Annotated in this window: 24 protein-coding genes and 1 other RNA gene; 11 read left to right on the top strand and 14 right to left on the bottom strand. The window is 70.1% G+C overall.

Features of this window, described 5'->3' with window-relative positions; all coding sequences use genetic code 11:
• Positions 1 to 61: 61 nt before the first annotated feature.
• Positions 62 to 1,789: a SulP family inorganic anion transporter gene (locus tag M1M07_RS20125; RefSeq protein ID WP_231610065.1), complete on the bottom strand. Its 1,728-nt coding sequence runs from the start codon at positions 1,787 to 1,789 to the stop codon at positions 62 to 64.
• 203 nt (positions 1,790 to 1,992) lie between these two features.
• Between M1M07_RS20125 and M1M07_RS20120 the strand changes: the two genes are divergently transcribed.
• Entirely contained in the window at positions 1,993 to 3,453 is a 1,461-nt protein-coding gene (locus M1M07_RS20120; protein WP_248675313.1) for a DHA2 family efflux MFS transporter permease subunit, read from the top strand.
• Here the strand turns inward: M1M07_RS20120 and M1M07_RS20115 are convergent.
• The 5 genes from M1M07_RS20115 to M1M07_RS20095 all read right to left on the bottom strand — a co-directional run bounded on the left by M1M07_RS20115 (position 3,450) and on the right by M1M07_RS20095 (position 6,585).
• Positions 3,450 to 4,103, bottom strand: a complete 654-nt coding sequence (locus M1M07_RS20115; protein WP_248675312.1) for a rhomboid-like protein — start codon at positions 4,101 to 4,103, stop codon at positions 3,450 to 3,452. The two genes, M1M07_RS20120 and M1M07_RS20115, sit on opposite strands and share 4 nt — an antisense overlap.
• 66 nt (positions 4,104 to 4,169) lie before the next feature.
• Positions 4,170 to 4,529, bottom strand: coding sequence for a DUF5655 domain-containing protein (locus M1M07_RS20110; RefSeq protein ID WP_197251015.1), 360 nt, complete (start codon positions 4,527 to 4,529; stop codon positions 4,170 to 4,172).
• Between the two features lie 41 nt (positions 4,530 to 4,570).
• A complete protein-coding gene (locus M1M07_RS20105) occupies positions 4,571 to 5,401 on the bottom strand; it encodes an SURF1 family protein (RefSeq protein WP_248675311.1) in 831 nt (276 codons plus the stop codon).
• A 28-nt stretch (positions 5,402 to 5,429) separates the two neighbouring features.
• Positions 5,430 to 5,897: a low molecular weight protein-tyrosine-phosphatase gene (locus M1M07_RS20100; protein ID WP_197250978.1), complete on the bottom strand. Its 468-nt coding sequence runs from the start codon at positions 5,895 to 5,897 to the stop codon at positions 5,430 to 5,432.
• A complete protein-coding gene (locus M1M07_RS20095; protein WP_197250979.1) occupies positions 5,887 to 6,585 on the bottom strand; it encodes an HAD hydrolase-like protein in 699 nt (232 codons plus the stop codon). Before M1M07_RS20095 ends, M1M07_RS20100 begins: the two co-directional genes overlap by 11 nt.
• A 94-nt stretch (positions 6,586 to 6,679) precedes the next feature.
• Between M1M07_RS20095 and M1M07_RS20090 the strand changes: the two genes are divergently transcribed.
• The 3 genes from M1M07_RS20090 (at position 6,680) to M1M07_RS20080 (ending at position 9,757) form a co-directional block, all read left to right on the top strand.
• The gene (locus tag M1M07_RS20090; RefSeq protein ID WP_197251016.1) at positions 6,680 to 7,813 is read left to right on the top strand and encodes a Nif3-like dinuclear metal center hexameric protein; all 1,134 of its coding nucleotides are present in this window, start codon (positions 6,680 to 6,682) and stop codon (positions 7,811 to 7,813) included.
• Positions 7,814 to 7,898: 85 nt separating this feature from the next.
• Positions 7,899 to 8,633, top strand: a complete 735-nt coding sequence (locus tag M1M07_RS20085; protein WP_197250980.1) for a zinc ribbon domain-containing protein — start codon at positions 7,899 to 7,901, stop codon at positions 8,631 to 8,633.
• Entirely contained in the window at positions 8,594 to 9,757 is a 1,164-nt protein-coding gene (locus tag M1M07_RS20080; protein ID WP_248675310.1) for a bifunctional RNase H/acid phosphatase, read from the top strand. Before M1M07_RS20085 ends, M1M07_RS20080 begins: the two co-directional genes overlap by 40 nt.
• 45 nt (positions 9,758 to 9,802) lie before the next feature.
• Here M1M07_RS20080 and M1M07_RS20075 read toward each other — a convergent pair whose 3' ends face one another.
• The 4 genes from M1M07_RS20075 to M1M07_RS20060 form a co-directional block, all read right to left on the bottom strand.
• Positions 9,803 to 11,074 (bottom strand): lipase family protein, encoded by a 1,272-nt coding sequence (locus tag M1M07_RS20075; RefSeq protein WP_248675309.1) that lies wholly within the window; start codon positions 11,072 to 11,074, stop codon positions 9,803 to 9,805.
• A 32-nt stretch (positions 11,075 to 11,106) separates the two neighbouring features.
• Positions 11,107 to 11,517 (bottom strand): DUF427 domain-containing protein, encoded by a 411-nt coding sequence (locus tag M1M07_RS20070; RefSeq protein ID WP_197250982.1) that lies wholly within the window; start codon positions 11,515 to 11,517, stop codon positions 11,107 to 11,109.
• A gap of 43 nt (positions 11,518 to 11,560) precedes the next feature.
• The gene (locus M1M07_RS20065; protein ID WP_197251017.1) at positions 11,561 to 12,391 is read right to left on the bottom strand and encodes an acyl-CoA thioesterase II; all 831 of its coding nucleotides are present in this window, start codon (positions 12,389 to 12,391) and stop codon (positions 11,561 to 11,563) included.
• Positions 12,392 to 12,501: 110 nt separating this feature from the next.
• Positions 12,502 to 13,023, bottom strand: a complete 522-nt coding sequence (locus tag M1M07_RS20060; protein WP_197250983.1) for a DUF1697 domain-containing protein — start codon at positions 13,021 to 13,023, stop codon at positions 12,502 to 12,504.
• Between the two features lie 57 nt (positions 13,024 to 13,080).
• On the opposite strand from M1M07_RS20060, the gene rnpB reads away from it, so the two are divergent.
• The 4 genes from rnpB (at position 13,081) to M1M07_RS20040 (ending at position 15,994) form a co-directional block, all read left to right on the top strand.
• Positions 13,081 to 13,503, top strand: an RNA gene (gene rnpB, locus M1M07_RS20055) — RNase P RNA component class A.
• Positions 13,504 to 13,748: 245 nt separating this feature from the next.
• Complete coding sequence (locus M1M07_RS20050; RefSeq protein ID WP_197250984.1) at positions 13,749 to 13,928, top strand: hypothetical protein; 180 nt, start codon at positions 13,749 to 13,751, stop codon at positions 13,926 to 13,928.
• A 16-nt stretch (positions 13,929 to 13,944) separates the two neighbouring features.
• Positions 13,945 to 15,357 carry an RNB domain-containing ribonuclease gene (locus M1M07_RS20045; protein ID WP_197250985.1) on the top strand — a complete coding sequence of 471 codons (1,413 nt, stop codon included), beginning with the start codon at positions 13,945 to 13,947 and terminating at the stop codon, positions 15,355 to 15,357.
• Between the two features lie 103 nt (positions 15,358 to 15,460).
• Positions 15,461 to 15,994, top strand: a complete 534-nt coding sequence (locus tag M1M07_RS20040) for a CHAP domain-containing protein (protein WP_248675325.1) — start codon at positions 15,461 to 15,463, stop codon at positions 15,992 to 15,994.
• Between the two features lie 16 nt (positions 15,995 to 16,010).
• Here the strand turns inward: M1M07_RS20040 and pip are convergent, their stop codons facing one another.
• The 4 genes from pip to panB form a co-directional block, all read right to left on the bottom strand.
• Complete coding sequence (gene pip, locus M1M07_RS20035) at positions 16,011 to 16,973, bottom strand: prolyl aminopeptidase (RefSeq protein ID WP_197250987.1); 963 nt, start codon at positions 16,971 to 16,973, stop codon at positions 16,011 to 16,013.
• The gene (locus M1M07_RS20030) at positions 16,973 to 17,401 is read right to left on the bottom strand and encodes a hypothetical protein (protein ID WP_197250988.1); all 429 of its coding nucleotides are present in this window, start codon (positions 17,399 to 17,401) and stop codon (positions 16,973 to 16,975) included. The genes pip and M1M07_RS20030 overlap by 1 nt, the downstream gene beginning before the upstream one ends.
• Before the next feature lie 110 nt (positions 17,402 to 17,511).
• Entirely contained in the window at positions 17,512 to 19,140 is a 1,629-nt protein-coding gene (locus M1M07_RS20025) for a GMC oxidoreductase (protein ID WP_248675308.1), read from the bottom strand.
• 188 nt (positions 19,141 to 19,328) lie between these two features.
• Positions 19,329 to 20,177, bottom strand: coding sequence for a 3-methyl-2-oxobutanoate hydroxymethyltransferase (gene panB / locus M1M07_RS20020; protein WP_197250990.1), 849 nt, complete (start codon positions 20,175 to 20,177; stop codon positions 19,329 to 19,331).
• 255 nt (positions 20,178 to 20,432) lie between these two features.
• Between panB and M1M07_RS20015 the strand changes: the two genes are divergently transcribed.
• The 3 genes from M1M07_RS20015 to M1M07_RS20005 all read left to right on the top strand — a co-directional run bounded on the left by M1M07_RS20015 (position 20,433) and on the right by M1M07_RS20005 (position 26,484).
• On the top strand, positions 20,433 to 21,923 hold the full coding sequence (locus M1M07_RS20015; protein WP_282582184.1) for an alpha/beta hydrolase: 1,491 nt from the start codon (positions 20,433 to 20,435) through the stop codon (positions 21,921 to 21,923).
• 84 nt (positions 21,924 to 22,007) lie between these two features.
• The gene (locus tag M1M07_RS20010; protein ID WP_197250991.1) at positions 22,008 to 23,345 is read left to right on the top strand and encodes a glutamine synthetase family protein; all 1,338 of its coding nucleotides are present in this window, start codon (positions 22,008 to 22,010) and stop codon (positions 23,343 to 23,345) included.
• 82 nt (positions 23,346 to 23,427) lie between these two features.
• Complete coding sequence (locus M1M07_RS20005; RefSeq protein ID WP_197250992.1) at positions 23,428 to 26,484, top strand: bifunctional [glutamine synthetase] adenylyltransferase/[glutamine synthetase]-adenylyl-L-tyrosine phosphorylase; 3,057 nt, start codon at positions 23,428 to 23,430, stop codon at positions 26,482 to 26,484.
• Positions 26,485 to 26,500: the final 16 nt, after the last annotated feature.

Below are 26,500 nucleotides of genomic sequence, written 5' to 3'. Positions count from 1 at the left end.
GTGTCCGAATTCGCATCCTCGCATCGACGGGTCCGTTTCGGGCGGGGACACGACAATCGGATCAGGAGTCGGTGGTCCAGTTGACCCCGGTGCGCTCGATGTAGGCGGCGACAGCCTCCTCGACCGTGCCGAAGAAGTGCGCCGGTTCGATGGCCTCGGCCAGGCCGTAGCGGTCGATCTTCATCCGGACCGGGTGCTTGAGCTCGGCGAACACCAGTGACGTGCCCTGGGCGTCGAGCTCCCGATCGAGTTCGAACAGCACGTCCGCCGCGGTGGTGTCGACGTCCGTGATCGGTTCGGCGGCGATGAGGATCCACCGCGGTTTCGGGTCGCTGCGGGCCAGGCGTCGCACGTTGTCGCGGAACGTCTTGACGTTGGCGAAGAACAGGGGCGCGTCGAACCGGTAGATCTCGAGGCCGGAGAGGTGCCGGGCGCCGGGATGCACGGTGACGTCGTGGAATCCCTCGAGGCCGGGCACGCGGCCTAGGACCGTCTGATACGGCCACCATGCCCGCCGGAAGATGTTGAAGACCGACAGCAGCACCGCGACCGCGATGCCCGGCAGCACGCCCAGAATCGCGACACCCAGAAACGCGACGATCGACAAGGTGAACTCGGTCCGGCGCTGATGCCACAACCGGACGGTCCCGGGAATGTCGGCGAGCGACAACGAGGCGGTGATGACGATCGCGGCCAACGCCGGCTGGGGGAGATTGCGGAACAGGCCGGGCAGCAACACGATCATCACGAGGATCAGCACCGCACCGGTGACGCCGGTGAGCTGCGTCTTCGACCCCGAACGTTCGGCGACCGCGGTCCGGGAACCGCTCGTACTCACCGGGAAGCCCTGGAACAGCCCGGCGGCCACGTTCGCGGCACCGATCCCGATCATCTCCTGGTTGCCGCGGATCTCCTGTCCGGTGCGCGCCGCGAACGACGACGCGGTGGAGATCGTGTCGGTCAGCGACACCAGCGCGATCCCCACCGCACCGGCGAACAGCAACGCCAGGTCGTCCACTTCCACGTGCGGAATCGTCAGCGGCGGGAAACCCTGCGGCAGTTCCCCGACGAGCGACACGCCGCGGTCGGCCAGCCCGAATGCCGAGGCCGCCGCGATCGCCAACACCACCATCACCAGCACCGCCGGGATCTTCGGAACCCACCGCTGCATCGCGAGGATCAGGGCGATCCCGCCGATCCCCACCGCGACCGCCGCTCCGTTGGTCTCCCCGTTCGCCACACCCCGCACGAATCCGGTGACGTCCCCGAAGAAGTTCTCCGAGTCCACCGAGAACCCGAACAGCTTCGGCAACTGGCCGACCAGAATGGTCAGGGCCAGGCCGTTCATGTAGCCGATCATGGTGGGCTTCGAGATCAGGTCGGCGATGAAACCGAGCTTGGCGATCGACGCGAGGATCATGACGACACCCACCATGATCGCGAGCATCGACGCGAGCGCGACCGCCCGCGCCGGGTCGCCTCCGGCCGCGACGAGCGGCAGGATGGTCGCCGCGATCATCGGGCCCAGCGACGAATCCGGGCCGAGCACGAGAATGCGGGACGGGCCGAACACCGCGTACCCGAGCAGGCACAGGATGCTCGTGTAGAGGCCGGTGATCGGGGGCAGCCCGGCCAGTTCGGCGTACGCCATGCCCTGCGGGACGAGCAGAGTCGACAGCACGATGCCGGCGACGATGTCCTTCGCGAGCCAGTTCCTGCGGTAGGTTGCAACGGCCTCGAGTCCGGGCATCACACCGAACAGGGACGTCGCCGTACGCCGGTGCGTCATCGCTACATTGTGCGGTCGGCTGGGCGACAACTCATGCCGAATCGCCCGTACCGCCTTCGAACTGCTCGACCACCCACGAAGACGCTGCGCGCCCGTCGGATTCGAAAACGATTTGACGGCCGTCTCCGAACGGCAGGAGACTGGCACCTTCCGAATCGGCGGCGACAGTGGCGGTCGACCAACCATCCAGAAAGTTCCTCGACATGCAGACATCACAGGCGCAAGAGCACCTGGACGCCGACGCCGAGGAAAGGATGGCACCCGGAAGCGGACTGCTGATCGGTGTGCTGGTCGTCGCGACGTTCGTGATGATCCTCAACGAGACGATCATGAGCGTCGCCCTGCCGCGGCTCATGGTGGACCTCGACATCTCCGCGAGCACCGCCCAGTGGCTCACCACCGGGTTCCTGCTGACGATGGCCGTCGTCATCCCGACCACCGGCTATCTGTTCCAGCGCTTCCCGCTGCGGCCGATGTTCATGGCCTCGATGGGTGTGTTCAGCCTGGGCACGCTGTTCGCGGCGTCCGCGCCCGGATTCGGGCTGCTGCTGGCGGGCCGGATCACCCAGGCGGTGGGCACGGCCATCATGCTGCCGCTGCTGATGACCACCGTGCTGCGTGTCGTTCCGGCCGCCCGGCGCGGACGCATGATGGGCATCATCTCCATCGTCATCGCGGTCGCACCCGCGATCGGCCCCACCATTTCCGGCATCGTCCTCGACGCGTTCGACTGGCGCTGGATGTTCTGGATCGTCCTGCCGATCTCGCTCGTCGCGTTCGTCGCCGGATCGGTCCTGGTCAAGAATGTCACCACCACCGGCAAGGCGCCGCTCGACGTGATCTCGGTCGTGTTGTCGGCACTCGCGTTCGGCGGCATCGTGTACGGGCTGAGCAGCATCGGCCACTCCGCGGAGGACTCGCAGGTCCCGGCGTGGGTGCCGCTCGCCGTCGGCGTCGTCGCGCTGGCCGTGTTCGTGCTGCGGCAGATCTCCCGGCAATCCGACGGCCGCGCCCTGCTCGACCTGCGCCCGTTCTCGACGCCGGCGTTCAGCCTCGGTCTCGGCATGCTCGTGATCAGCATGATGGCGCTGTTCGGCGCCCTGATCCTGCTGCCGCTCTACCTGCAGAACGTCCGCGGCATCGACATCCTCACCACGGGTCTGCTGTTGCTGCCCGGTGGCCTCGTCATGGGCGTGCTGTCGCCGTTCGTCGGCCGGATCTACGACCGCACCGGCCCGCGCGTGCTCGTCATCTCGGGCGCAGCCGTCGTCGCCGCGGCGCTGTGGCTGATGGCGATGCTCGACACCGAGTCACCACTGCCGATGGTCGTGCTGATCCACTCGCTGCTGATGGGTGGACTCGCGTCGGTCATGACACCGCTGATGACCTCGTCGCTGGGGGCGCTTCCGGACGAGCTGTACTCGCACGGAAGTGCGATCTTCAGCACGATCCAGCAGCTGGCCGGCGCCGCCGGCACGGCACTGTTCGTCACGGTCATGACCTACACGGCGACGTCCCGCCTCGCCGAGGGGGCCACCGGGATCGACGCCGCCCAGGCCGGTATCCACACCGCGTTCCTGTACGGCGGGGTCGTCTCGCTCCTCGCGCTGGCCGTGTCGTTCTTCATCGGGCGGCCGGATCGCAGCCGGCCGGAGCGCAGCTAAGGGGACCGCACACACGAGCGAACCCGGCGCCGCCGCGTCAGCGGATAGCACGCGAAACCGATCAGGACGGCGCTGAAATGCCCGACATCGGTGAATGTCAGAGCCCCGAACAACGGGATCGCGTACACGATCACGACAACACCGGCATAGGCAAACCGCCACGGTGCCGGGATCCGGTACACCAGCACCGCGACGACCCCCGCCAACGCATAACTGACGCCCACATCGAGGGTGTTCACGGCGGAGGCGGGAGCGTCGCCGTGCCGGATCGCCAGATAGAGAAGGCCCTCGCTCAGATACGTCGCTCCGACGTGGGCGAGTACGCACACGCCCAGCCAGCGCGCGGTGCCGAGCCACCGTTCGGCCGCCACGTGGAAGAGGTTGTAGAGCGCGAAATACCAGATCCAGCTGCCTCCGGCGAGCCACAAGGCGCTGACGATCAGCACCCGGATCGGGTCCTCGGCCAGGTGATGCAGGTTCGTGGACCGGTCGCCGAGCACCTCCGTCAGCGCGGCCGGCGACAGCTGCCGCGCGATCGTGGAGGTGACGAGCAGGATCCCGAGCCACACGAACGTTCCCGGCGCGCGGCGAACGTATCGCCAGGCGCGGACACCGAACCCGGACAGGGCCCGGGAACCGATCTCGGGCACCTGATCATTGTGCCGGACGCGGTGGTGCGGCCGTGCCGACCGCGGGTGGGACGGAGCCGGCGGCGATCAGTCGCCGTCGGTGCCGGCGGTCTTGTACGCCTCGGCCAGCAGCGTCGCGACGTGGTCGTCGAGTTGGTCCGGCGAGGTGATGCTCAGCCGGTGGGTGGTCACCGTGTCCGTCGTCGGGAATGCCTCCCGCAGTTGCGGGTGATGGATGCGCCGCTGCAGATCGATCGCGACCTCGAGTCGCGTCGAGTACACGAACGCCGCCGCGAACACCCGGTCGCGGGCCCACGCGACATCCGACCGGCGCACGCGCTCGTCGACATCGGCGCCGAGTGCCAGCACCATGTCCCGGAACCGGAGGAACCCCTCGACGCCGGCGGGGTCCTTGTCGGCCAGATAGTCGTCGACGGACGCGTACATCGGATGCTCCTCGGGCGTTTCGCGGTTGTCGTGCGGTGCGCTCACCGCGACCGGCCGTAGCGGTCGGCCAGTTTCTCTTCTGTGGTGCGCGGCGCCGGCGGGGTCTCCGGGTCCGGTACCTCGGCGGTCTGCGCCTTCTCCTTGCGTCGTTCGCGCAGCTCCGCCCACACGACGTAGCCGAGCCCCAGCGGCGCCATGATGCCGAACGCCAGCCACTGCAGGCCGTACGACAGGTACGGTCCGGCGTCGAGCTGCGGCAGCGGGATGGTGCCGAGACCCCCGGGCTGCCCCTCGGCGAGCTGCAGGTAGCCGCCGGCCAGGTCGAGGCCCGTGGCCGCCGCGACCTGCGGGGTGTCGATGTAGTACACCTGCAGGAACCCGGCGTCCCGGAACGGTTCCTTGCCGGGCACGGTGCCTTCTGACATGCGGATGCGCGCCTCGAGGGTCACCTGCCCGGTCGGGGCCGGCTCGATCGCCGGAACCTCGGTGCCGAGTGCGGGACGGACGTAGCCGCGGTTGACCAGCACCGCGCGCCCGTCGTCCAGGGTGAACGGGGTGAGCACCTCGTACGCGGGCTGGGACTCGACGCTGCGCAACCGGACCAGCACGTCGGAGTCCGGAAGGTAGCTGCCGGTCGCGGTGACCCGTCGCCACTCGTCGTCCTGCGCGGGTTCCCCGTCGCCGACCAGCTCACCGACGGGAACCGGATCCTGCGAGAGCGATTCGGCGATCCGGTCGTTGCGTTCACTCGTGCTGGTGTTCTTGCCGAGCTGCCACGGCGCGAGGACCGTGAAGCATGCGTAGGCGAAGCCGACGACCACCACGGCCAGCAAGAACCAGCTCGGGCGCAGCAGAAACTTCAGACGTCGCACGTGTCCACGGTAGCCCGTGAGCTGTGCCTCACCGTTCCCGCACCCATGCGAGCAGCCCCGGAATCGCCGCCTCGATCTGCTCGCGCACCAGCTCGAACTCCGGCAGACCGCCGTAGTAGGGGTCCGGTACCGAATCGGTGTCGGCGTCCGGATCGAAGCTGCGGAGCAGGGCACGGCGCTCGGTGGGCACCCCCAGATGCGCGAGTGCGCGGTCGTGCCCGGTGGCCAGGGCCACCACGAGGTCGGCTTCGAGATGCTCGGCGCCGAGCTGCGCAGCCTGGTGACCCGTCGGGTAGCCGTGGCGTTGCAGCACCGCGTTGGTGCGCGGATCGGCCTCGGCGCCGATGTGCCAGCCGTGCGTGCCGGCGCTGCTCACCCGCACCCGTCCGTCGAGCCCCTCCTTCTGCAGATGGTGGGCGAAGATCTTCTCGGCCATCGGGGACCGGCAGATGTTGCCGGTGCACACGAACGTCACATGCAGAGCGTCAGCACTCACCGGTGAGGATCCTCCCCAGTTCGGCGACGCTGCCGACGGCCGTGTGCGCTTGTTCGGATTCGTCGGCGGCGCCGTAGCCGTACTCGACGAACACCGTCGGGATCCCGAACCGGCCGGCGCCGTGCACGTCGTGTTCGCGGTCGCCGACCATCACGACCCCGGCGGTGCCGCCGGCGTGGGCCTCGACCGGTTCGATGCCCAGTGCGGCGAGACTGTGCGCGACCACGTCGTCCTTTGCGCGGCGGCTGCCGTCGGGGCTGGCCCCGCCGATGAACTCGAACGCGTCCGCCACCCCGAAGTGCCGCAGGATCCGCTCGGCGAACACCTCGTTCTTCGACGTCGCGATCGCGAGCCGGCTCCCGGCGCCGCGCACCGCGTTCAGCATCGTCTCGACCCCGTCGAACAGGGCGTTCTCCGCCCAGCCGGTTGCCGCGTAGTACTCGCGGTAGGCGGCGGTGCCCCGATCCACCTGGTCGTCGTCGAGACCGAGCGCGCGCAGCGAATCGGTCATCGGCGGACCCAGCAGCCGCACGAGATTGCCGGTCGGTACCTCGACGCCGAGGGTCGCCAGCGCGTGCCGGAACCCGTTGATCACACCGGTCGCGGAATCGGTGAGGGTGCCGTCGAGATCGAACAGCACCACCGGCGACGGCAGCACCGGAGGGCGGGTGTCGACGAGGAGAGTCACCGGCCCATTGTCGCTGCTGCCCGCCGCGGGCGCCGCGTAGGGTCGTCTCGGAACGACGGACGACGGGCGAGGAGGGCACGTGTCGGCGGCGACTTTGCGTGAGGTGCGGCTGCGTGAGGTGATCGGGGTGCTGGAGGCGGCCTACCCGCCGTCGCTGGCCGAGTCGTGGGATTCGGTCGGCCTCGTCGCCGGTGACCCCGACGAACCGGCGAGCAAGGTGCTGCTGGCCGTCGACGCGACCGCCGCGGTCGTCGACGAAGCCCTCGCGTGGGGAGCGCAGCTGCTGCTTGTGCACCATCCGCTGCTGCTGCGCGGTGTCGACACCGTCGGTGCCCACACCCCGAAGGGCGCACTGATCCACAAGCTGATCCGCGGCGGCTGCGCCCTGTTCACCGCCCACACCAACGCGGACCGTGCCGACCCCGGCGTGTCCGACGCGCTCGCGCAGGCGCTCGGCCTGACCGGGCTGCGACCCCTGGAACCGAAGCCGGAACCGGCCACCGACAAGTGGGTGGTGATGGTTCCGTCCGAGGCCGCCGACACCGTGCGCGACGCCCTGTTCGCCGCGGGGGCGGGAGCGATCGGCAACTACCGGGAATGCTGCTGGACCGCCTCGGGCACCGGACAGTTCCGGCCGCTCACCGGCGCGGACCCGGCGATCGGCAGCGTCGGCGAACTCGAACGGGTCGCCGAGGATCGCATCGAGGTGATCGCGCCGCGCCGCGCCCGCTCGGCGGTCCTCGCCGCCCTGCGCTCGGCGCACCCCTACGAGGAACCCGCCTTCGACGTGTTCGAACTGGCCGAACTGCCCAGCTCCCGGGGCCTCGGCCGCGTCGGCGAACTATCCGAACCGCAGACCTTCCGCGCATTCACCGAGACGGTCGCGGCCGCGCTGCCCACCACCGAATGGGGTGTGCGCGGCGCCGGCGACCCGGACCGGCAGATCCGCACCGTGGCCGTGTGCGGCGGATCCGGCGACTCGTTCCTCGGGACCGTCGCGAAACTCGGCGTCGACGCCTACGTCACCGCCGATCTGCGGCACCACCCCGCCGACGAGCACCTGCGCGCCGGCGGCCCGGCGCTGGTCGACGTCGCGCACTGGGCCAGCGAATACCCGTGGTGCGAGCAGGCCCGCGGTGTACTCGATGCCGCGTTCGGGGATCGCCCGGGGTGGGCCGCGCGGGTCAGTGAGCTGCGCACCGACCCGTGGACGACCGCCGCCCGGTGACGCACCCGCGCGCGGTACCGTAATCAGCTACGACCGTCCCCTCCGAAGCCCCTACTCCGAGTTCTCGAAAGCAGGAACCACCCGCGTGAACGTCGAACCCGCCGTGCAGTCCAAGCTTCTGTCCCTCGCCGCCGTGGACGCCGAGCTGAACCGTCTCGCACACCGGCGTCGCACCCTGCCCGAGCAGCAGGAGGTCGAACGTCTCGAAGCCGAGCGCACCAGCCGCAAGGACGCGGCCGTCGCCGTCGAGATCGTCCTCGACGACCTCGACCGGGACATCCGTAAACTCGAGACCGAGGTCGATGCGGTCCGCCAGCGTGGTGATCGCGACCGCAAGCTCCTCGAGAGCGGAACGGTCGGCGCGAAGCAGCTCACCGAACTGCAGCACGAGCTGAGCAGCCTCGAACGTCGTCAGGCGGCACTCGAGGACGAACTCCTCGAGGTCATGGAACGGCGCGAGGCCACCAAGGCCGATCACGATCACGCGGGCGCGCAGGTCTCGAAGATCGACGAGGAGATCGCCGCGGCCGAGAGGCTGCGCGACGAAGCGCTCGCCGACATCGAGGTCGCCGAGCAGCGCTGCCGCACCGACCGTGCCACCCTCGTCGACTCGTTCCCCGCCGACCTCGTCGCCGCCTACGACAAGCAGCGCGAACGCGCCGGCATCGGCGCAGCGCTGCTGCAGGGCCGCCGCTGCGGCGCGTGCCGCCTCGAACTGGACCGCGGCGAGATCGCCCGGATCACCGCCGCGGCACCCGACGTGCTGGTGCGCTGCCCAGAATGCAACGCGATCCTGGTCCGCAAGGAAGCCGGGCAGTGACGACCGTCGTCGTCGAAGCCGACGGCGGCTCGCGCGGTAATCCGGGTCCGGCCGGCTACGGCGCGGTCGTGTTCGACGCCGACCGCCGCACGGTGCTGGCCGAACGCAGCGAGAGCATCGGCATCGCCACCAACAACGTCGCCGAGTACCGGGGACTGATCGCCGGTCTGACCGCGGCCCGTGAACTCGGCGCCGACGCCGTCGACGTGCGCATGGATTCGAAGCTCGTCGTCGAACAGATGTCGGGACGCTGGAAGATCAAGCACCCGGACATGATTCCGCTCGCTGCGCGGGCCCGGGAGCTCGCGGCCGGCTTCGACCGCGTCGACTTCACGTGGATCCCGCGCATGCAGAACGCGTACGCGGACCGGCTCGCCAACGAGGCGATGGACGCCGCGGCCGCCGGGGTGGTCGGAGCGGTCGACCCGGTGACGGTGGAGGCTCCCACGGCCGCACCGGCCGCGAACACCGCACCGGCCGAGAACACCGCACCCGGCTGGACCGGAGCGGTCGGCTCACCCACCCGGTTCCTGCTGCTGCGGCACGGCCAGACCCCGCTGTCGGTCGAACGGCGCTATTCCGGGCGGGGCAACCCGCAGCTCACCGATCTCGGTCGTGCGCAGGCCGAGGCTGCGGCGACCCGGATCGGGAAGCGGGGCGGCGTCGCGGCGATCGTCTCGTCGCCGCTGGACCGGGCACGCGCCACCGCCGCGGCGGCAGGCCGGGCCCTGGACCTGCCCGTGGCAGTGCACGACGGTCTCACCGAAACCGATTTCGGCGCCTGGGAGGGCCTGACGTTCCGCGAAGCCGCCGACCGGGACCCGGACCTGCACCGCGCGTGGCTCGGCGACACCTCCGTGCGGCCACCGCAGGGGGAGAGCTTCGACGAGGTCAACGCGCGCATCGCGAAGGTCCGCGACGAGCTGATCCGGGAATATCCGGGACAGACCGTGCTGCTGGTCTCGCACGTCACGCCGATCAAGACGATGCTGCAGTTCGCGCTCGACGCCGGGCCCTCGCTGCTCTACCGGCTGCACCTGGATCTGGCGTCGCTGTCGATCGCAGAGTTCTTCGCCGACGGCGGATCCTCGGTGCGGCTGGTCAACGACACCTCGCACCTGTGACGGTGCGGAGGTGACGTCGAACCGGTGGTGACGGGCGACTGAGACTCAGGCGCCGCAGTTGTTGCCGGTCGGTCCGCCGGCGAACTGCGCGTCGAGCCACTCCAGGCCTTGCGCGGCCGCGGGCAGCAACCCGACCCCGTGCCCGACGACGGTCTTCTCCAGGACCGGGGGTATGGGATACCGCTGATAGTCGACGGATACCCCTGCGGCGCACCATTTCCCGACCATCGTGTCGACGCCTGTCACGAGCACGAGATCGTCGGCGGCGTTCTGCCCGACGAACATCGGGACCGACGGAGGGGTGTTGCCCAGTTCCTGCCGTTTCACCGCGCTCGCCCACGGCTCCGCCGACAGATAGTCGGCGATGGGCCGCCCGTCGAGCGTGTACCGGGTGGTGGGCGCCAACGGATTCATCAGCGGGAAGTCGTACACGCAGGAGTCCGCGGCCCGGTCCAGGACCGCGCGACCCTCGGGATTGAACACCGCGAGCATCTCCTCGGCGTCGTCCGGGTAGGCCGCGACGAAGCCGTTGACGACCCAGCCGATCCCACCGGACAGGATGGAGCCGTCGCCGGCGACGGCGAGATCGGCCAGGGACGCGGGCGGGGATCCGGCGACCGCCCCGACCACCGGCAACTCGGGTGCGTAGCTGTCCTTCAATTCCGCGGCGGCCGCCGAGCTCATTCCGCCCTGCGAATATCCCCAGAACGCGAACCGGGTGTCCTCGGCGATGCCCAGCTCGGTCAGCGACCGTGCGGCCCGCGCCAGATCGAGCATCGCGTGACCCTGCGATTCCCGATTCAGGTACGGATGGATCCCCGGCGTGCCCAGACCCTCGTAGTCGGTGACGGCCACGGCGTAGCCGCGCGCGAGCAGCGGCGCGATCTGCAGGTACTCGTACTCCTGGCCGAAGACCATGAGCTTCGACGGCGCGCACTGGTCGCCCATGCCCTGCGTGCCCGGGCCGACGATCACCGTCGGGCGCGGTCCGGTCCCGGCCCACGGCAGGGTGGGGACCAGCACGGTGCCGGTGACCGCCACGGGGTCCCCGGCCGCGCCCACGCTCCGGTACATCACCCGGGTGACGGTGGCATCGATCGCGAGTGGGGTGCCGGGCACGATCGCCGCCACCGACGGCTCGACGCGCAGCACGTCCCCCGGGGAGCCCGCAGGCAGCGGATCGGGCGGCAGGTAGAAGTCGGTGTACTCGCCGGAGCGACCGGCCGGGTCGGCGGCGGCCACCGGCGCGGCGAGCGGCGCCGCGACGGTGATTCCCGCGACCGCGATCATCGCGAGATTCCTGAGCTTGCGGGGCATTCGGGTTCCTGTCTGTCTTCAGCGGTGCTGCCTCAGCGGCCGGAGACCGCGGGATGTGCCTGGTGCACGGACACGTCGACACGGTCCTGGTAGAACGCGACGTGCCCGCGCAGACGAGCGACCTGCTCGTACGGATCGTCGTAACTCCAGCACAGCGGTTCCCCGCCGTCGCCCTCGACGCTCCAGTAGGTGGCTTCCCCCTTGTACGGGCAGCGGGTCGACGGGGCGTCGGACGTTGCGAGATCGACGAGGACGTCGGCGCGGGGGAAGTAGAAGACCAGCCCGTGGTCCTGTTCGTCGACGAGCAGCGACCCGCTCGTCTCCGCGAGGCGCACGCCGTTCAGGGTTGCGCGCACCACGTTGCGGCGCGCGTGGATGTCGACGCGGTAGTCGGGCCGGGCCGCGAAGCCGGGGGAACGGGTGCTGTCGGTTCCTGTGCTCATGGGTGTCCTCGTTCGGATCGGTCGGGCACGGTTCGGGGTGTGCTCACAGCCGTGACGCGGCCGGAATCACCGCGTCCTCGGGCCGGATCGGCCGGATCATCGCCTCCTGCGTGAACGACGCGAGCAGGTCACCGGACTCGGTGTGCACCTGACCGCGCACGTACGACATGCCGGAGCCGACCTGCGTGCTCTCGTGCGAGTACAGCAGCCATCCGTCCCAGCGGACCGGTTCGTGGAAGGCGACCGTGACCGTCACGACCCCGGTCGAGATCGTCCGGTGCGCCTGGCTCGTGCCCACCCCCGCGTGCGCGCGCAGCGTCGCCGACACCGACAGGTGGTTCGTGAAGTGCGCGAGCAGCGCCTTGGCGAGGTCAGCGCGCTCGGGGACGGGGTCGTAGCGCAACCACGCGTGCAGTTCCGGGGGCCCGACCTCCTCCGGGCTGCGGACGTCCACCACGTCGACGACCCGCAGATCGCGGCCGGTCATGGGCATGTGTACCGGATGAGCGGTTTCGGGACCGGCGACCTGCGGCCGGGGAGCGTGGTGTCGGACGACGTCGCCGGTGGGCACGTCGGCGAGCACCGAGACCATCGCGTGCCGGCGGCCGTTCTGGCAGACGGCGACCTCCGCGTCGGCCATCGTGCGGCCCTCGTGCAGCACCTCGACCTCGAAGTCGACCGGAATCTCCGAGTCGACGGCGCGCACGAACACTGCCCGCGCGGACCGGATCTCCTTGTCGGGGAAACGCTTCGCGGTTGCGACGATCGCCTGGGCGAGCAACTGGGTTGCATCGGCGACGCGCCGGCCGCCGCCGTCGCTCTCACCGGTGAACCGATTCTCGCCGCTGGGTGTGACGTCGAAGATGCGGAGCATGCGCTCCACCGACGATCCCTCGACGGTCCTCACCGAATCCGGAGGTGTCGTCACGCCCGCCCCTTCGCCGAACCTCGTGAGAGCAGAGTTCTCCGAGGGCAGGAGCCGGATTACCCCTGCAACTTGCGGATCGTACGCATGTTCCGGGTCGTAGTCACGGACTTGTACCGGGCACGGCCCGCGACCTTCCCGAACGCACTGCTGAGTGTCGACCCCTTGACGACATGCCAGTAGACGACGCCCTCACCCGGCGCGACCTGCTCGATCTGCGGGTCCACGGCAATACCGAGCAATTCCTCGCGCACGACCGGGTCGGCCACGAAGACGACGTAGGTGTGCCAGCCGTCCCGGTTCTCCTCGAACGGGCAGGCATCGGCGAGACCGGCGAATCGGGCCTGCTCGAGCACGAACACGAACGCCTCGTAACCGAAGCGGGCACCCAGAGTCGCCTCGATCTCCGCCTTCAACGAGGCCGGGTCGGTCTTCTCCGAGCCGAACACGACGTTGCCGGAGGCGAGCACCGTACGCACGTCGCCGTAGCCGAGTCGGGTGAACACATCCTTCAGGTCGGCCATCTTGATGGTGATGCCGCCGACATTGATCCCTCGCAGCAGAGCCACGTAACGCGTCATGGACGGCACCGTAGTTCGCGTCACCGACAGGCGGGGCAGTATGGTGGTCGACGCGGACGAGTTGGCCGGGCGGCCGCGGATCGAGGAACCGGCACCGAATGGTGTCAGGCCCCGAGCCGAGGAAAGTCCGGACTCCACAGAGCAGGGCGGTTGCTAACGGCAACCCGAGGTGACTCGCGGGACAGTGCCACAGAAAACAGACCGCCTGCCCTTCGGGGCAGGTGAGGGTGAAACGGTGCGGTAAGAGCGCACCAGCACCCCGGGTGACCGGGGTGGCTCGGTAAACCCCGCCCGGAGCAAGGTCGAAGGCCGCACCACCACCCCCTCGGGGCGGCGGTGCGGCTGCGCAGGTGTTCGAGGGCTGCTCGCCCGAGCCTGCGGGTGGACCGCTCGAGGTACCCGGTGACGGTGTGCCCAGATGGATGGTCGCCACCCCGCCTCGGCGGGGGACAGGATCCGGCTTACAGGCCGACTCGTCCGCCCTTCACGGGCACCGCCGGGTGACCGGAGCGGGTCCGGTCAGAGCGGGCCGACCACCAGCAGCTGCGCCCAGTAGGTAGCCGCGTCGGCACCCAGGTAGGGCAGCAGGTTGTCGAAGATCAGGTAGGACATGTGGTTCTCCTCGGCTCTCGTATCGGGTTCGGGGGACCGGACGCGACGGTACCAGCCACGCCCGACCGGCGGGTTCGGCCCGTTCTCGCCCACCGTTGCGGCAGACTGTCGATATGAGTGACGACGGTTGGTACTACGACGTGAGCACCGGCAAGGTCTCCCAGGGCAAGGATCCCAACGCACTGAATCGGATGGGTCCCTATCCGGACCGAGCCACCGCCGAGCGCGCGCTCGAGATCGCGGCCGAACGCAACAAGGCCGCGGACGCCGCCGACGAAGAGTGGAACAACTGAGGAGCCTCACGCGCCCGTGGTGAACACACGCATTGTCGTCGCGCCCGCGATCGACTTCGGTGCCGTCCGCGCCGAATTCGCGCTCGACGACCGCTACCCCGCGTCCGCGATCGCGGAAGCGGAGAAGACCGTCGACCGTTTCGCGGCCGAGCGCGAGGACCGCACGGACCTGCCGCTCGTGACGATCGATCCGCCCGGGTCGATGGACCTCGATCAGGCGCTGCATCTCGAACGCACCGCCGACGGCGGGTTCGTCCTGCACTACGCGATCGCCGATGTGCACGCCGTCGTCGAACCGGGTGGTGCGATCGACAAGGAGAGCCACAAACGCGGCCAGACCTACTACCTGCCGGACGGTTCGGTCCCGCTGCATCCGCGGGAGCTGGCGGAGGGCTCGGCGAGTCTGCTGCCCGGTGAGATCCGGCCCGCGGCGCTGTGGCGGATGGAACTCGACGCGGCCGCCGAACCCGTCTCCGTGACGGTGAGGCGGGCGCTGGTGCGTTCGGCGGCGCGGTTGGACTACGCCGGGGTGCAGGCCGACGCGGTGGCCGGGACGCTGCATCCGTCGATCGCGGCGCTGCCCGAGTTCGGTCGCCTGCGTCAGGCCGCGGCGCGGGCGCGCGGCGCGATCGAGTTGCGGTTGCCGGAGCAGGACGTCGTCGCCGACGGTAAGGGCTGGACGCTGCAGATCGAACCGCGCACCGCGGCCGACGACTGGAACTCTCAGGTGTCGCTGCTGACCGGCATGTGCGCGGCGTCGATGATGATCGAGGCGAAGGTCGGGCTGCTGCGCACGCTGCCGCCCGCCGACCCGGAAGCGGTTGCCGCGTTGCGGCACACCGCCGCCGCGCTGAACGTTCCGTGGCCGGCGGAGGTGTCCGTCGGCAACTTCCTGGCGGGCCTGGACGCGAACCTGCCCACCACGCTGGTGCTCATGAGCGAGGCACCGGCACTGCTGCGCGGCGCATCGTATCGACCGCTCGACGGGTCGCTGCCGGATCTTCTCGTGCACGGCGCGATCGGCGCACCCTACGCGCACGTCACCGCGCCGCTGCGCCGGTTGTCGGACCGCTACGCCACCGAGGTGTGCCTGGCCGTCAGCGCGGGCGAGCCGGTGCCGCAGCAAATCCGGGACGAGCTGGCCGCGATGCCCGACATCATGTCGGCGTCGGATTCGATCGCCGGGAAGATCGCCCGCACCTGCATCGACCTGACCGAGGCGACGGTGCTGGCGCCGCGGGTGGGCGAACAGTTCGACGCGACCGTCATCCGGGGCGCGAACGGCCGGCGCGACGCGCAGGTGTTCGTCCCGTCCGAGACCGTCATCGCCCCGTGCAGCGGCGAGCCGGACGACGGCACCCACGTGCGGGTCACGCTCGACGTGGCCGACCCGGTGACGCGGAAGGTGCAGTTCGCGTACTCGAGGTGACGGTACCGTCGACGGCGTGACCGACACCCGATCCGACACCCCGACCGGTTCCGGCCGATCCCGGAACCGCCGTCTCGCCGCCGTTTTCGTCGCCGTCGTCGCGGTGCTCGCGGCCGCGGCCGGGTTCGTGCTGTGGCTCGCGCCGAGCCGCTATCTGCCGTGGGACACCGAACCGTTCCCGAAGATCGACACGACCGCGTTGTCGCCGCAGCAGGCCCGCGTCGTCGAGCTGCTCGAGCAGGAACACGACGCGCAGCGGCCCGGCACCTTCTATTCCGAGGGCGTGAAGGAACCGTGGTGCGCCGACTTCGTCAGCTGGATCATGCGCGAAGCCGGAATGCCGCTGTCCAACCCGAATTCGGGGCACTGGCGGATCCCCGGCGTGTACACGCTGCAGGAGTACTACGAGCAGGAGGGCCGATTCGTGCCCGCCGGCTCCGGCCGTGGTCCCGAGGTCGGTGACGTGGTGCTCTACGACAACACCAGCTGGGTCGGTCAGCACACCAACATCGTCGTCGCGGTCGACGGCACCACCGCGATCACGGTCGGCGGCAACGAGATGGGCCGGATCCGGGTGCACAGCCTGGACTGGGCATCGGACCCGGCCGTCGTCGGATTCGGTCTCCTCGCCGGCTGAGGAGACCGAACGGGGCTCACCGGAACCGGTCGGTGGCCTCGACGAGGTGGTGGGTGATGCCGGGCTCGTTCGCGGCGTGTCCGGCGTCGTCGACGATCTGCAGCGTCGACTCCGGCCACGCCCGGTGCAGTGCCCACGCGCTCGTCGCCGGGCACACCACGTCGTAGCGTCCCTGCACGATGACCCCGGGAATGCCGTTCAGCAGGTGCGCATCCCGCAGCAACTGACCCTCGTCGAGGAATCCGCGATGGTGGAAGTAGTGGTTCTCGATGCGGGCGAACGCCAACGCGAAACGCGGCTCCCCGGTTTCGGCGACGTGTTCCGGCCGCGGCAGCAGCGAACTCGTCGCGCCCTCCCAGGTCGACCACGCGACCGCCGCCTCGAGCGCGACCTCGGGATCGGGGGAGTGCAGCAGCCGATGGTAGGTGTCGACCGGATGCTCGCCGGGCTCCGCACCCGCCAGCGGGGCGCAGAACTTCTCCCACAGGTCCGGGAAGATCTGCCCGGCCCCGCCGTTGTAGTACCAGTCGATCTCGCTGCGCCGCAGCAGGAACACCCCGCGCAGGACGAGTTCGGTGACCCGGTCGGGATGTTTCTGCGCGTACGCCAGCGCGAGCGTCGATCCCCACGATCCGCCGAAGACCTGCCAGCGATCGATCCCGAGCCGGGTGCGCAGCAGTTCGATGTCCCCCAACAGATGGCCGGTGGTGTTCGTCGAGAGGTCCGCGCCGTCCGCCACGTGCGGAAGAGACCGGCCGCAGCCCCGCTGGTCGAACAGCACGATGCGGTATGCGCCGGGATCGAAGAACTGCCGATGCAGCGGGGACGTGCCGCCACCCGGGCCGCCGTGCAGGAACACCACGGGCTTGCCGTCCGGGTTTCCGCTGATCTCCCAGTACACCTGCTGGCCGTCGCCGACGTCGAGCATGCCCTGCTCGTACGGCTCGATCGGCGGATAGGGCTTGCGCAACTCGGTCATCAGTAACCCACGAGCGCCGACGCGAAGTCGGGGATCTCGAGCGCCCTCAGCGCCTCGTCGCGAACGTCCGGGCACTGCGCGGTGGTGATCTCGTCGATGCGGGCGCGGTCCCCGGCCAGGGCGATCAGATCGATGCCGTTGTTGGCGGCCCACTCGCCGACGAGCAGGTTCAGGCCGGGCTTGCTCATCGACGGGGTGTAGGTGCGCCAGCTCTGCAGCTCCCCCTCCATCCGGGTGCACAGATCCGCCGCCTGCGTCTCGGTGACCCCACCCGGCAGCGCCGCCGGGGCAGTGGTCTCGGCGGTCGGCGGCGCGGGGTTGGTCGAACCACTCGGCGCGGGTTCGGATCCCGGGGCGCAGGCACCGAGCACGGTGATCGTGGCAGCAGCGACGACGGCCGCGGTCAGCGTGCGTCGGAGTCCGGTCATGGAGTCACCTCGGAGGTCGAGCGGTCGATGTCGACACCGAGTCTGCCACCCGCGGACCGCACGACGGCGGTGCCGTTCGTCACCACTGCGATGGTGCCGTCCGTCACCCGTCAGCCGCGCTCGGCGATGATCCGCGCGATGTTGCGTTCGGCGAGCGCGGCGATCGTCAGCGACGGATTCACCGTGCCGGTGCTGCCCGGGATCAGAGCGCCGTCGACGACGTACAGGCCCGGATGACCGTGCACGCGACCGTAGCCGTCGGTGACCTCGCCGAGGACGGCACCGCCCAGCGGATGGGCGGTGAAGGACGCATTGACATCCGGAGCCATCGGCCGCGCGCCCGGCACGGTGCCGCCGGCCTCGGCCATCGCGTCGTGGACGGCGCGCAGGGCTTCCACGCTCTCCCGTTCCCCGCCCGCCGGCCAGTTCACGACGGCGCGGCCGGCGCCGGCGTCGTAGGTGACCTCGGCGCGGCGCGGGTCGAGGGTCATGCCGAGCGAGGCCAGCATGCCCACGTCCTTCGCGGTGCCCGCGACGAACCAGTTCTCGAGGCTCAGCGGCATGCCCGACTCGTCGACGATCCGGGAGGCGGACGGGGCGCCCTGGTCGCCGGCGAATCCGTCGGTGAGCGCGAAGGAGCGGACCAGCACGGCGTCGCCGTTGGTGCCCCAGCCACGACCGACGCGGTCGTCGAGGTTCGCCAGTGCGCCGGTGTGGCGGGCGCGCAGCAGCAGTTCGGTGGTGCCGATCGAGCCGGCGCCGAGCACCAGCCTGTCGCAGGTCAGCGTCCGCGTCCGCAGCACGGTGCCGAAGGGGTCGACGATCTCGACGTCGACGCGGTAGCGGCCGTCGGGTTCCTGACCGACGGCGAGCACGCGATGCGCGTGGCACACGAGTGCGCGCCCGGTGGCCTCGGCGGCCGGAATGTAGTTCTGTGTGAGGTCGAACTTGGCGCCGTTGGAATTGCCGAGGTTGCTCTCGCCGGCGATCGCCGAGCGCCGCACCCGCCCGGCGAGTTCGTCGCGCACGACGTCCCAGTTCCAGATCCCGTCGATGCGATGCGGGGTGTAGCCGGCCGCGCGGGCGTCCGCGTCCCACCGGCGCGAGTGCGTGAACTCGGGGGCGCCGTAGATGTCGTCGGGCATCGCATCGAGGCGCAGCATGGAGCGCACCTTCGGATACCAGGTGGAGGTCATCTCCCGGTAGTCGAGCCGCGAGCCGAACACGTGCTCGAAGAAGCGCTGCTCGGGCGCGATCATCACGCCGGTGAACACGACGGAGCCGCCGCCGACCGCGGCGCCGCGCCACACCGACAGGTTGGGGTAGTCGACCACGTCGAGGACCCCGGCGAAGTCGTCGCAGGTCACCGGGACACCGGTGGGGCCGATGAACGCCACACGGTGATACAGGCCGCGGCCGTCGGCGAGCAGGTCGGTGGTGAAGATCTCCCGCTGCGGATCGCGCGGCCAGCGCAGGCCGCGCTCGAGGACGGTGACGCGGCTGCCGGACTCGGCCAGGCGCAGCGCCGCGGCGCTGGCCCCGAAACCGGATCCGACGACGATGACCTCGGAGTGGTCGGGTGCGGTCGGGGGAGCGGCGAACAGTTCGGGCACCAGGCGCAGGTAGGTGTCGGTCCCCACGGGCAGCGCGGACGCGGACCGCGATCCTGCGAGCCCCGGCCCGAACGCGACGGCAGCAGCCGCCAGGGTCGATGCCTGCAGGAAACGACGCCGCTTCATCCCAGAGCCCCCAAGGATGTCCGTGATACCCCCCGGACGTGACCGACCGGCCCGCCCGCTACCGGCGGTTACTGTAACCGGAGGACGCGTCCGGAGGCCATCCCGGGTGAATTGCCGGCCCCGAATGCCGACGACGGGTGCCACGGCATGGCCGTGACACCCGTCGGACCGGGATCAGGGAAGTGGGATCAGAAGGAGTGCTCGGGGCCCGGGAAGGTACCCGCGGCAACCTCGGCGGCGTAGTCGGCCGCGGCGCGGCGCAGTTCGTCGCCGACGTTGCCGAACTTCTTGACGAACTTGGCGGTCTTGCCGCTGGTGTAGCCGGCCATGTCCTGCCACACGAGCACCTGCGCGTCGCACTCGTTGCCCGCGCCGATGCCGACGGTGGGGATGGTCAGCTTGCGGGTGACCTGACCGGCCAGCTCGGCCGGAACCATCTCCATCACGACGGAGAACGCACCGGCTTCCTGGACCGCGATCGCGTCGAGGATCAGCTGCTCGGCGCCGTCGCCACGGCCCTGCACCCGGAACCCGCCGAGGGTGTTGACGGACTGCGGGGTGAAGCCGATGTGGGCCTGCACCGGGATGCCGGCCGCAGTGATCGCCGCGATCTGCGGGGCGACCCGTTCGCCACCCTCGAGCTTCACCGCGTGGGCGCCGCCCTCCTTCATGAACCGGATCGCGGTCGCGAGCGCCTGCTCGGGGGACGCCTCGTACGTGCCGAACGGCAGGTCGGCGATCACCAGCGCGTGCGGTGCGCCACGGACGACGCCGCGTACCAGCGGCAGCATCTCGTCGACGGTGACCGGGACGGTGGTGTCGTAGCCGTAGACGACGTTCGCGGCGGAATCGCCGACGAGCAGCACCGGAATGCCCGCATCCTCGAAGATGCGTGCGGACGAGTAGTCGTAGGCGGTCAGCTCGGCCCAGCGTCGGCCCTCGGCCTTCATCGCCTGCAGGTGATGCACGCGAGTCTTGCGCTTGGGGGCATCGGACGCGGCAGCGCCGCCGTACACGGAAGTCATGTTGTCGGACATCGCTGTCCCTTTCTGCCTCGAGGCCCGTGCGGGGTCCCCGGGTTGGTGATGACGATCTCGAGTCTGCCACCGCACGCTCCGCGCGTGTACCGGGCGCGTCGTGCGATTGGTCACATTCCCGCTCGTCGCAGCCGCCCGGCCGCGGTCGCTCGCGGCGGCGCCGGACCGCGCGTCGCTAGCATCGCTGGAGTGCCGATCCTCACCCCCGGACTGCGATCCCGTGTCCTCACCGGCCTGGCAGTCGCCGGTCTCGCGCTGGCCACCGCCTGCGGCTCCCCGTCGGACACCACGAGGGCGGTCCCGGCCGAACCGGTCGGAGTTCCGGACGGATTGGAGCAGTTCTACACCCAGCCCGTGACCTGGGAGTCCTGCGCGGGCTACGGCACGGACGGTCCCCGCCTCGGGCGCGAGGGCGCGGAATGTGCCCGCATCACCGTTCCCCTCGACTACGACGACCCGGACGTTGCGACCGCGAAGATCGCGATCTCGCGTGTGCGCGCGGGCGGGGACAGGATCGGATCCCTGCTGGTCAACCCGGGCGGACCGGGGGCATCCGGTCTGGGCATGGCCACCGTCGCCGCGTCCACCGAACTCGCGGAACGATTCGACGTCGTCGGTTTCGATCCGCGCGGGGTCGGTGCGTCCGAGCCCGCGGTGCGCTGCCTGACCGACGCGGAGGCCGACGCGGAACGGGCCCGCGACGACGGCGACATGTCCCCCGAGGGCATCGCCGCGAGCGAGAAACACAGCCAGGAGTACGCGGACGCGTGCGTCGAGCGGTCCGGACTCGATCTGCTCGCCCACGTCGGTACCCGCGAGGTGGTCCGCGACATGGACGTCATCCGCGGCGTGCTCCGCGACGAGAAGCTCAACTACCTGGGTTTCTCGTACGGAACCCGGCTCGGCACGGTCTACGCCGAGACGTTCCCCGACCGGGTCCGCGCCCTCGTCCTCGACGGCGCGCTCGACCCCGAGCAGGAACCCGTCGAGGAGGTGGTGCTACAGGCCGCCGGTTTCCAGCGGGCGTTCGATGCGTTCGCCGCGGACTGTGCCCGCTACGACACCTGCGCGCTCGGCACCGATCCGACGCAGGCCGTCGCGCGGTTCCGGGCGCTGGTCGACCCGCTGATCACCGCCCCGGCCCGGACCACCGACCCGCGCGGACTCAGCCACCGCGACGCGATCACCGGTGTGCAGCAGGCCCTGTACTCGCCGAGTCTGTGGGGGTCGCTGCGCGGCGGCCTGCGGTCGCTGGCCGACGGCAACGGCGACACGCTGCTGTTGCTGGCGGATATGTACGAGGGGCGGGGCGAGGACGGCACCTACAACAACGTCAACGACGCGTTCAACGCGATCCGGTGCGTCGACGACCCGCGGATCACCGACCGGGCCCTGGCCGGCGAGGCCGACACCCGGTTCCGGGAGGCGGCGCCGTTCCTCGACGACGGCCGCGGAACCGGGCAGGCCCCGCTGGATCTGTGTGCGTTCTGGCCGGTGCCGAACACCGGCGAGCCGCACACTCCGGAGGTTCCGGGATTGCCTCCGGTGCTGGTGGTCTCGACCACCGAGGATCCCGCGACCCCCTATCAGGCCGGCGTGGATCTGGCCCGTCAGCTCGGCGGCGCGCTCATCAGTTTCACCGGGACCCAGCACACCGTGGTGCTCGACGGGCAGCGGTGCGTCGACGACCCGGTGATCCGGTATCTGGTGTCCCTCGAGGTGCCGGAATCCGACCCGCACTGCTGACCCGTAGCGGTTGTGAGCGACACGCCGCATCGATAACTCACCGATGTAACACGGAGTTAACTCCCAGTGCCTAGTCTCGCCACTATGGATCGCCAGAAGGAGTTCGTGCTCCGCACCCTCGAAGAGCGCGACATTCGGTTCGTGCGCCTGTGGTTCACCGATGTCGTCGGGACGCTCAAATCCGTGGCGATCGCCCCGGCCGAACTCGAAGGAGCCTTCGAGGAGGGCATCGGTTTCGACGGCTCGGCCATCGAGGGTTTCTCCCGCATCTCCGAGGCCGACATGGTCGCGCGGCCGGACGCCACGACCTTCCAGGTGCTGCCGTGGATGGACGATCGCGGACACCAGTACTCGGCGCGGATGTTCTGCGACATCACCATGCCGGACGGCACCCCCAGCTGGGCGGACCCGCGGCACGTGCTGCGCCGCCAGCTGAACAAGGCGTCGGATCTGGGTTTCAGCTGCTACGTGCACCCCGAGATCGAGTTCTTCCTCGTCGAGAACGGTGAGCCCGGCCAGCCCCCGGTCCCGGCCGACGACGGTGGCTACTTCGACCAGTCCGTGCACCGCTCGGCCCCGAACTTCCGCCGGCACGCGATCGACGCGCTCGAGTCGATGGGTATCTCGGTCGAGTTCAGCCATCACGAGACCGCCCCCGGCCAGCAGGAGATCGATCTGCGCTACGCCGACGCGCTGTCGATGGCCGACAACGTGATGACCTTCCGCTACGTGGTCAAGGAGATCGCGATGGCGGAGGGTGTGCGCGCGACCTTCATGCCCAAGCCGTTCCGTGAGCACGCCGGTTCGGCGATGCACACGCACATGAGCCTGTTCGAGGGCGAGAACAACGCCTTCCACGATCCGGACGATCCGCTGCAGCTCTCCGCGACCGGCAAGGCGTTCATCGCCGGCATCCTCGAGCACGCCAACGAGATCAGCGCCGTCACCAACCAGTGGGTGAACTCCTACAAGCGCATCGTGCACGGCGGAGAAGCCCCCACGGCCGCGTGCTGGGGTCCGTCGAACCGTTCGGCGCTCGTGCGCGTGCCGATGTACACGCCGAACAAGGCGTCGTCGCGCCGCGTGGAGATCCGCACCCCGGACTCGGCGTGCAACCCCTACCTGACGTTCGCGGTGCTGCTGGCCGCCGGTCTGCGCGGCATCGAGAAGGGCTACGAGCTCGCCCCCGAGGCCGAGGACGACGTGTGGTCGCTGACCTCCGCCGAGCGGCGCGCGATGGGCTACCGCGAGCTGCCCACCGATCTCGACATCGCGCTGCGCGAGATGGAGAAGTCCGAGCTGGTCGCCGAGGCGCTCGGCGAGCACGTGTTCGACTACTTCCTGCGCAACAAGTGGCGTGAATGGGAGAACTACCGCAGCCAGGTCACCCCGTACGAGCTGGAGCAGTACCTGGGTCTGTAGTCGGCGATAGGGTGAATGGCGTGCGGACGCGGACAGAGGAGATCGCGGCAGATCCGACCGGCGTGGGACCGGGGGTGGGTGCGTGGTGAAACCGCCACCCGCCCGGTCCGCGATTCCCGGACCGGGCCGGCTCGGGCTCGTCGAGCCCACGGCCGCAGCCCACCTCGAACAGCTCGCCTGGAACGACACCGACAGCATCGAACTGCTGTGGTCGTTGTCGCGCGCCCCGAACGCCGATCTGGCGTTGCGGAACCTGGTTCGGCTGCAGGAGGCACTCGACGAGGCCGGGTGGGCCGAACTCGACGGCGCGCTGCGTTTCGACAAGGGACTGCGGGGACGGCTGTTCGGGTTGTTCGGGGCCTCCGCGGCGTTCGGCGACCATGTCGTCGCCCACCCGGACCGCTGGCGCATGCTCGCCGGGAAACTCGAGCTGCCGGACCGGCACACGTTCACCGCGCGCATGCTCGACTGCGTCGGAGCGGTCGCCGAGCCGGGGGGCCGCACCGACACGCTCGTCTACCGGGCGCAGCTCACCGGCCCCGCGGCGATACCGGCGCTGCGCACCTCCTATCGCGATCAGCTGATGCTCATCGCCGCCGTGGATCTCGCGGCGACCGTCGAGAACGAGCCGGTGCTGCCGTACATCGAGGTGGGACACAAGCTCGCGGATCTCGCCGACGCGGCCTTGACCGCCGCGCTGGCCGTCGCGGTCGCGACGATCGTCCCCGAGGGACCGTGCCCCGTCGATCTCGCGGTCATCGCGATGGGCAAATGCGGTGCGCGCGAACTGAACTACGTCAGCGACGTCGACGTCGTGTTCGTGGCGGAGCCCGCCGACGCGCGCGCGAGCCGCATCGCCGGGGAGATGATGCGAATCGGCACGTCGGCGTTCTTCGACGTCGATGCCGCGCTGCGTCCGGAAGGTAAACGCGGCGAACTGGTCCGAACCCTCGACTCGCACATCGCCTACTACACCCGGTGGGCCAAGACGTGGGAGTTCCAGGCGCTGCTCAAGGCCCGGCCGATGGCCGGCGATCTCGAACTGGGCCGCCGCTACATCGAGGCGTTGAGCCCGATGGTGTGGACCGCGTCCGAGCGTGAGGCGTTCGTTCCGGAAGTGCAGGCGATGCGCCGGCGCGTCGAGGAACTCGTCCCCGCGGAATTGCGCGAACGCGAACTGAAACTCGGACGCGGGAGCCTGCGCGACGTCGAATTCGCGGTCCAGCTGCTGCAACTCGTGCACGGCCGCGCCGACGAATCGCTGCGGGTACCCAACACGGTGGAAGCGTTGTCGGCGCTCGCGGAAGGCGGGTATGTCGGCCGCGACGACGCCGCGAACCTGCGGGCGTCGTACGAGTTCCTGCGATTGCTCGAACACCGGCTGCAACTGCAGAAGCTCAAACGCACCCATACCCTGCCGCCCGCCGAGGACCGGGAGGCACTGCGCTGGCTGGCCCGTGCCGCGCACATGCGGCCGGACGGCCGCAACGACGCGCTCGGGGTGCTCGAGGCCGAGATCAAGCGGAACTCGGCCCGGGTCCGCAAGCTGCACGCCAAGCTGTTCTACCGTCCGCTGCTCGAATCGGTGGCCCGCCTCGACGCGGAGGCGGTGCGGCTGTCCCCGGAAGGTGCGGTGCGTCAGCTCGCGGCGCTCGGCTACAGCGCACCGGAACACGCGCTCGGACACCTGACCGCGCTGTCCGGTGGTGCCTCGCGCAAGGCGCGGATCCAGGCACTGATTCTTCCGCAGCTGCTCGAATCGCTGAGCGACACAGTCGATCCCGACGCGGGCCTGCTGGCGTACCGGCGGCTGTCCGACGCGATGTACAACGCGGTGTGGTTCCTGCGGACACTGCGCGACGAACCCTCGGTCGCCGAACGGCTGATGACGGTGCTCGGATCGTCGGCGTTCGTGCCGGACCTGCTCATCAACGCCCCCGACGTGGTGCGCCTGTTCGCGGACGGCCCCAACGGTCCGCGCCTGCTCGAACCGCAACCCGAGGAGGTCGCGAAGGCGATCGTCACGTCGTCGGCGCGGTACGACGATCCGGTGCGCGCGATCGGGGCGGCCCGATCGCTGCGGCGCGCCGAACTCGCCCGTGTCGCCAGCGCCGACATCCTCGGCATGCTCGACGTGCCCCAGGTGTGCCGGGCCCTGTCGAGCGTGTGGTCCGCGGTGCTCGAGGCGGCGCTGGGCGCCGTGATCCGCGCATCCGAACAGAAGCAGGGCCCTGCGCCGGCGCGCATCGCGGTGATCGGCATGGGCAGGCTCGGCGGCGCCGAACTGGGCTACGGGTCCGATGCCGACGTGCTGTTCGTGTGCGAGCCGCTACCGGACGCCGACGAAACGGTGGCCGTCAAGTGGGCCAACCAGATCGCCGAACAGGTCCGCAAGCTGCTCGGCGCGCCGAGCACCGATCCGCCGCTGGAGGTGGACGCGGGTCTGCGGCCCGAGGGTCGCAGTGGGCCGTTGGTGCGCACACTCGCCTCGTACCAGGCGTACTACGCGCAGTGGGCGCAGGCGTGGGAGGTGCAGGCGCTGCTGCGTGCGCACCCCGCCGCCGGCGACCCCGATCTCGCTGAACGGTTCCTGCGCATGATCGACGCGGTCCGTTACCCGGAGGGTGGGGTGTCGCAGGAGGCGGTGCGCGAGATCCGGCGGATCAAGGCGCGCGTCGACTCGGAGCGGCTGCCGCGCGGTGCGGATCCGGCGACCCACACCAAGCTCGGCCGCGGTGGCCTGGCAGACATCGAATGGACCGTGCAGTTGCTGCAATTGCAGCACGCCCACCGGATTCCGGCGCTGCACAACACCTCGACGCTCGAGGCGCTCGATGCGATCGGTGCCGCGGAACTGGTCAGCCAGGAGGATGTCGCGCTGCTGCGGGAGTCCTGGCTCCTGGCGACGCGGGCCCGCAACGCGCTCGTGCTGGTGCGGGGCAAACCGACCGATCAGCTGCCCGGGCCGGGTAAGACGCTGACCGCCGTCGCGCGGGTCGCGGGATGGGAGGGGGACGCCTCCGAGTTCCTGGACCACTACCTGCGGGTCACGCGGCGAGCCCGGGCCGTCGTCGAGCGGGTCTTCGGGGGAACCGACAACGGTTACGGAAGCGCGCACGGATACGACGGGCACGGGTAGTGGCCACGGGGTAAGG

Source organism: Rhodococcus sp. HM1 (assembly GCF_023218075.1).
GTDB lineage: Bacteria > Actinomycetota > Actinomycetes > Mycobacteriales > Mycobacteriaceae > Rhodococcus.
The sequence above is the reverse complement of the archived record's forward strand: the minus strand, read 5'-3'. Positions and strand labels throughout refer to the sequence as shown.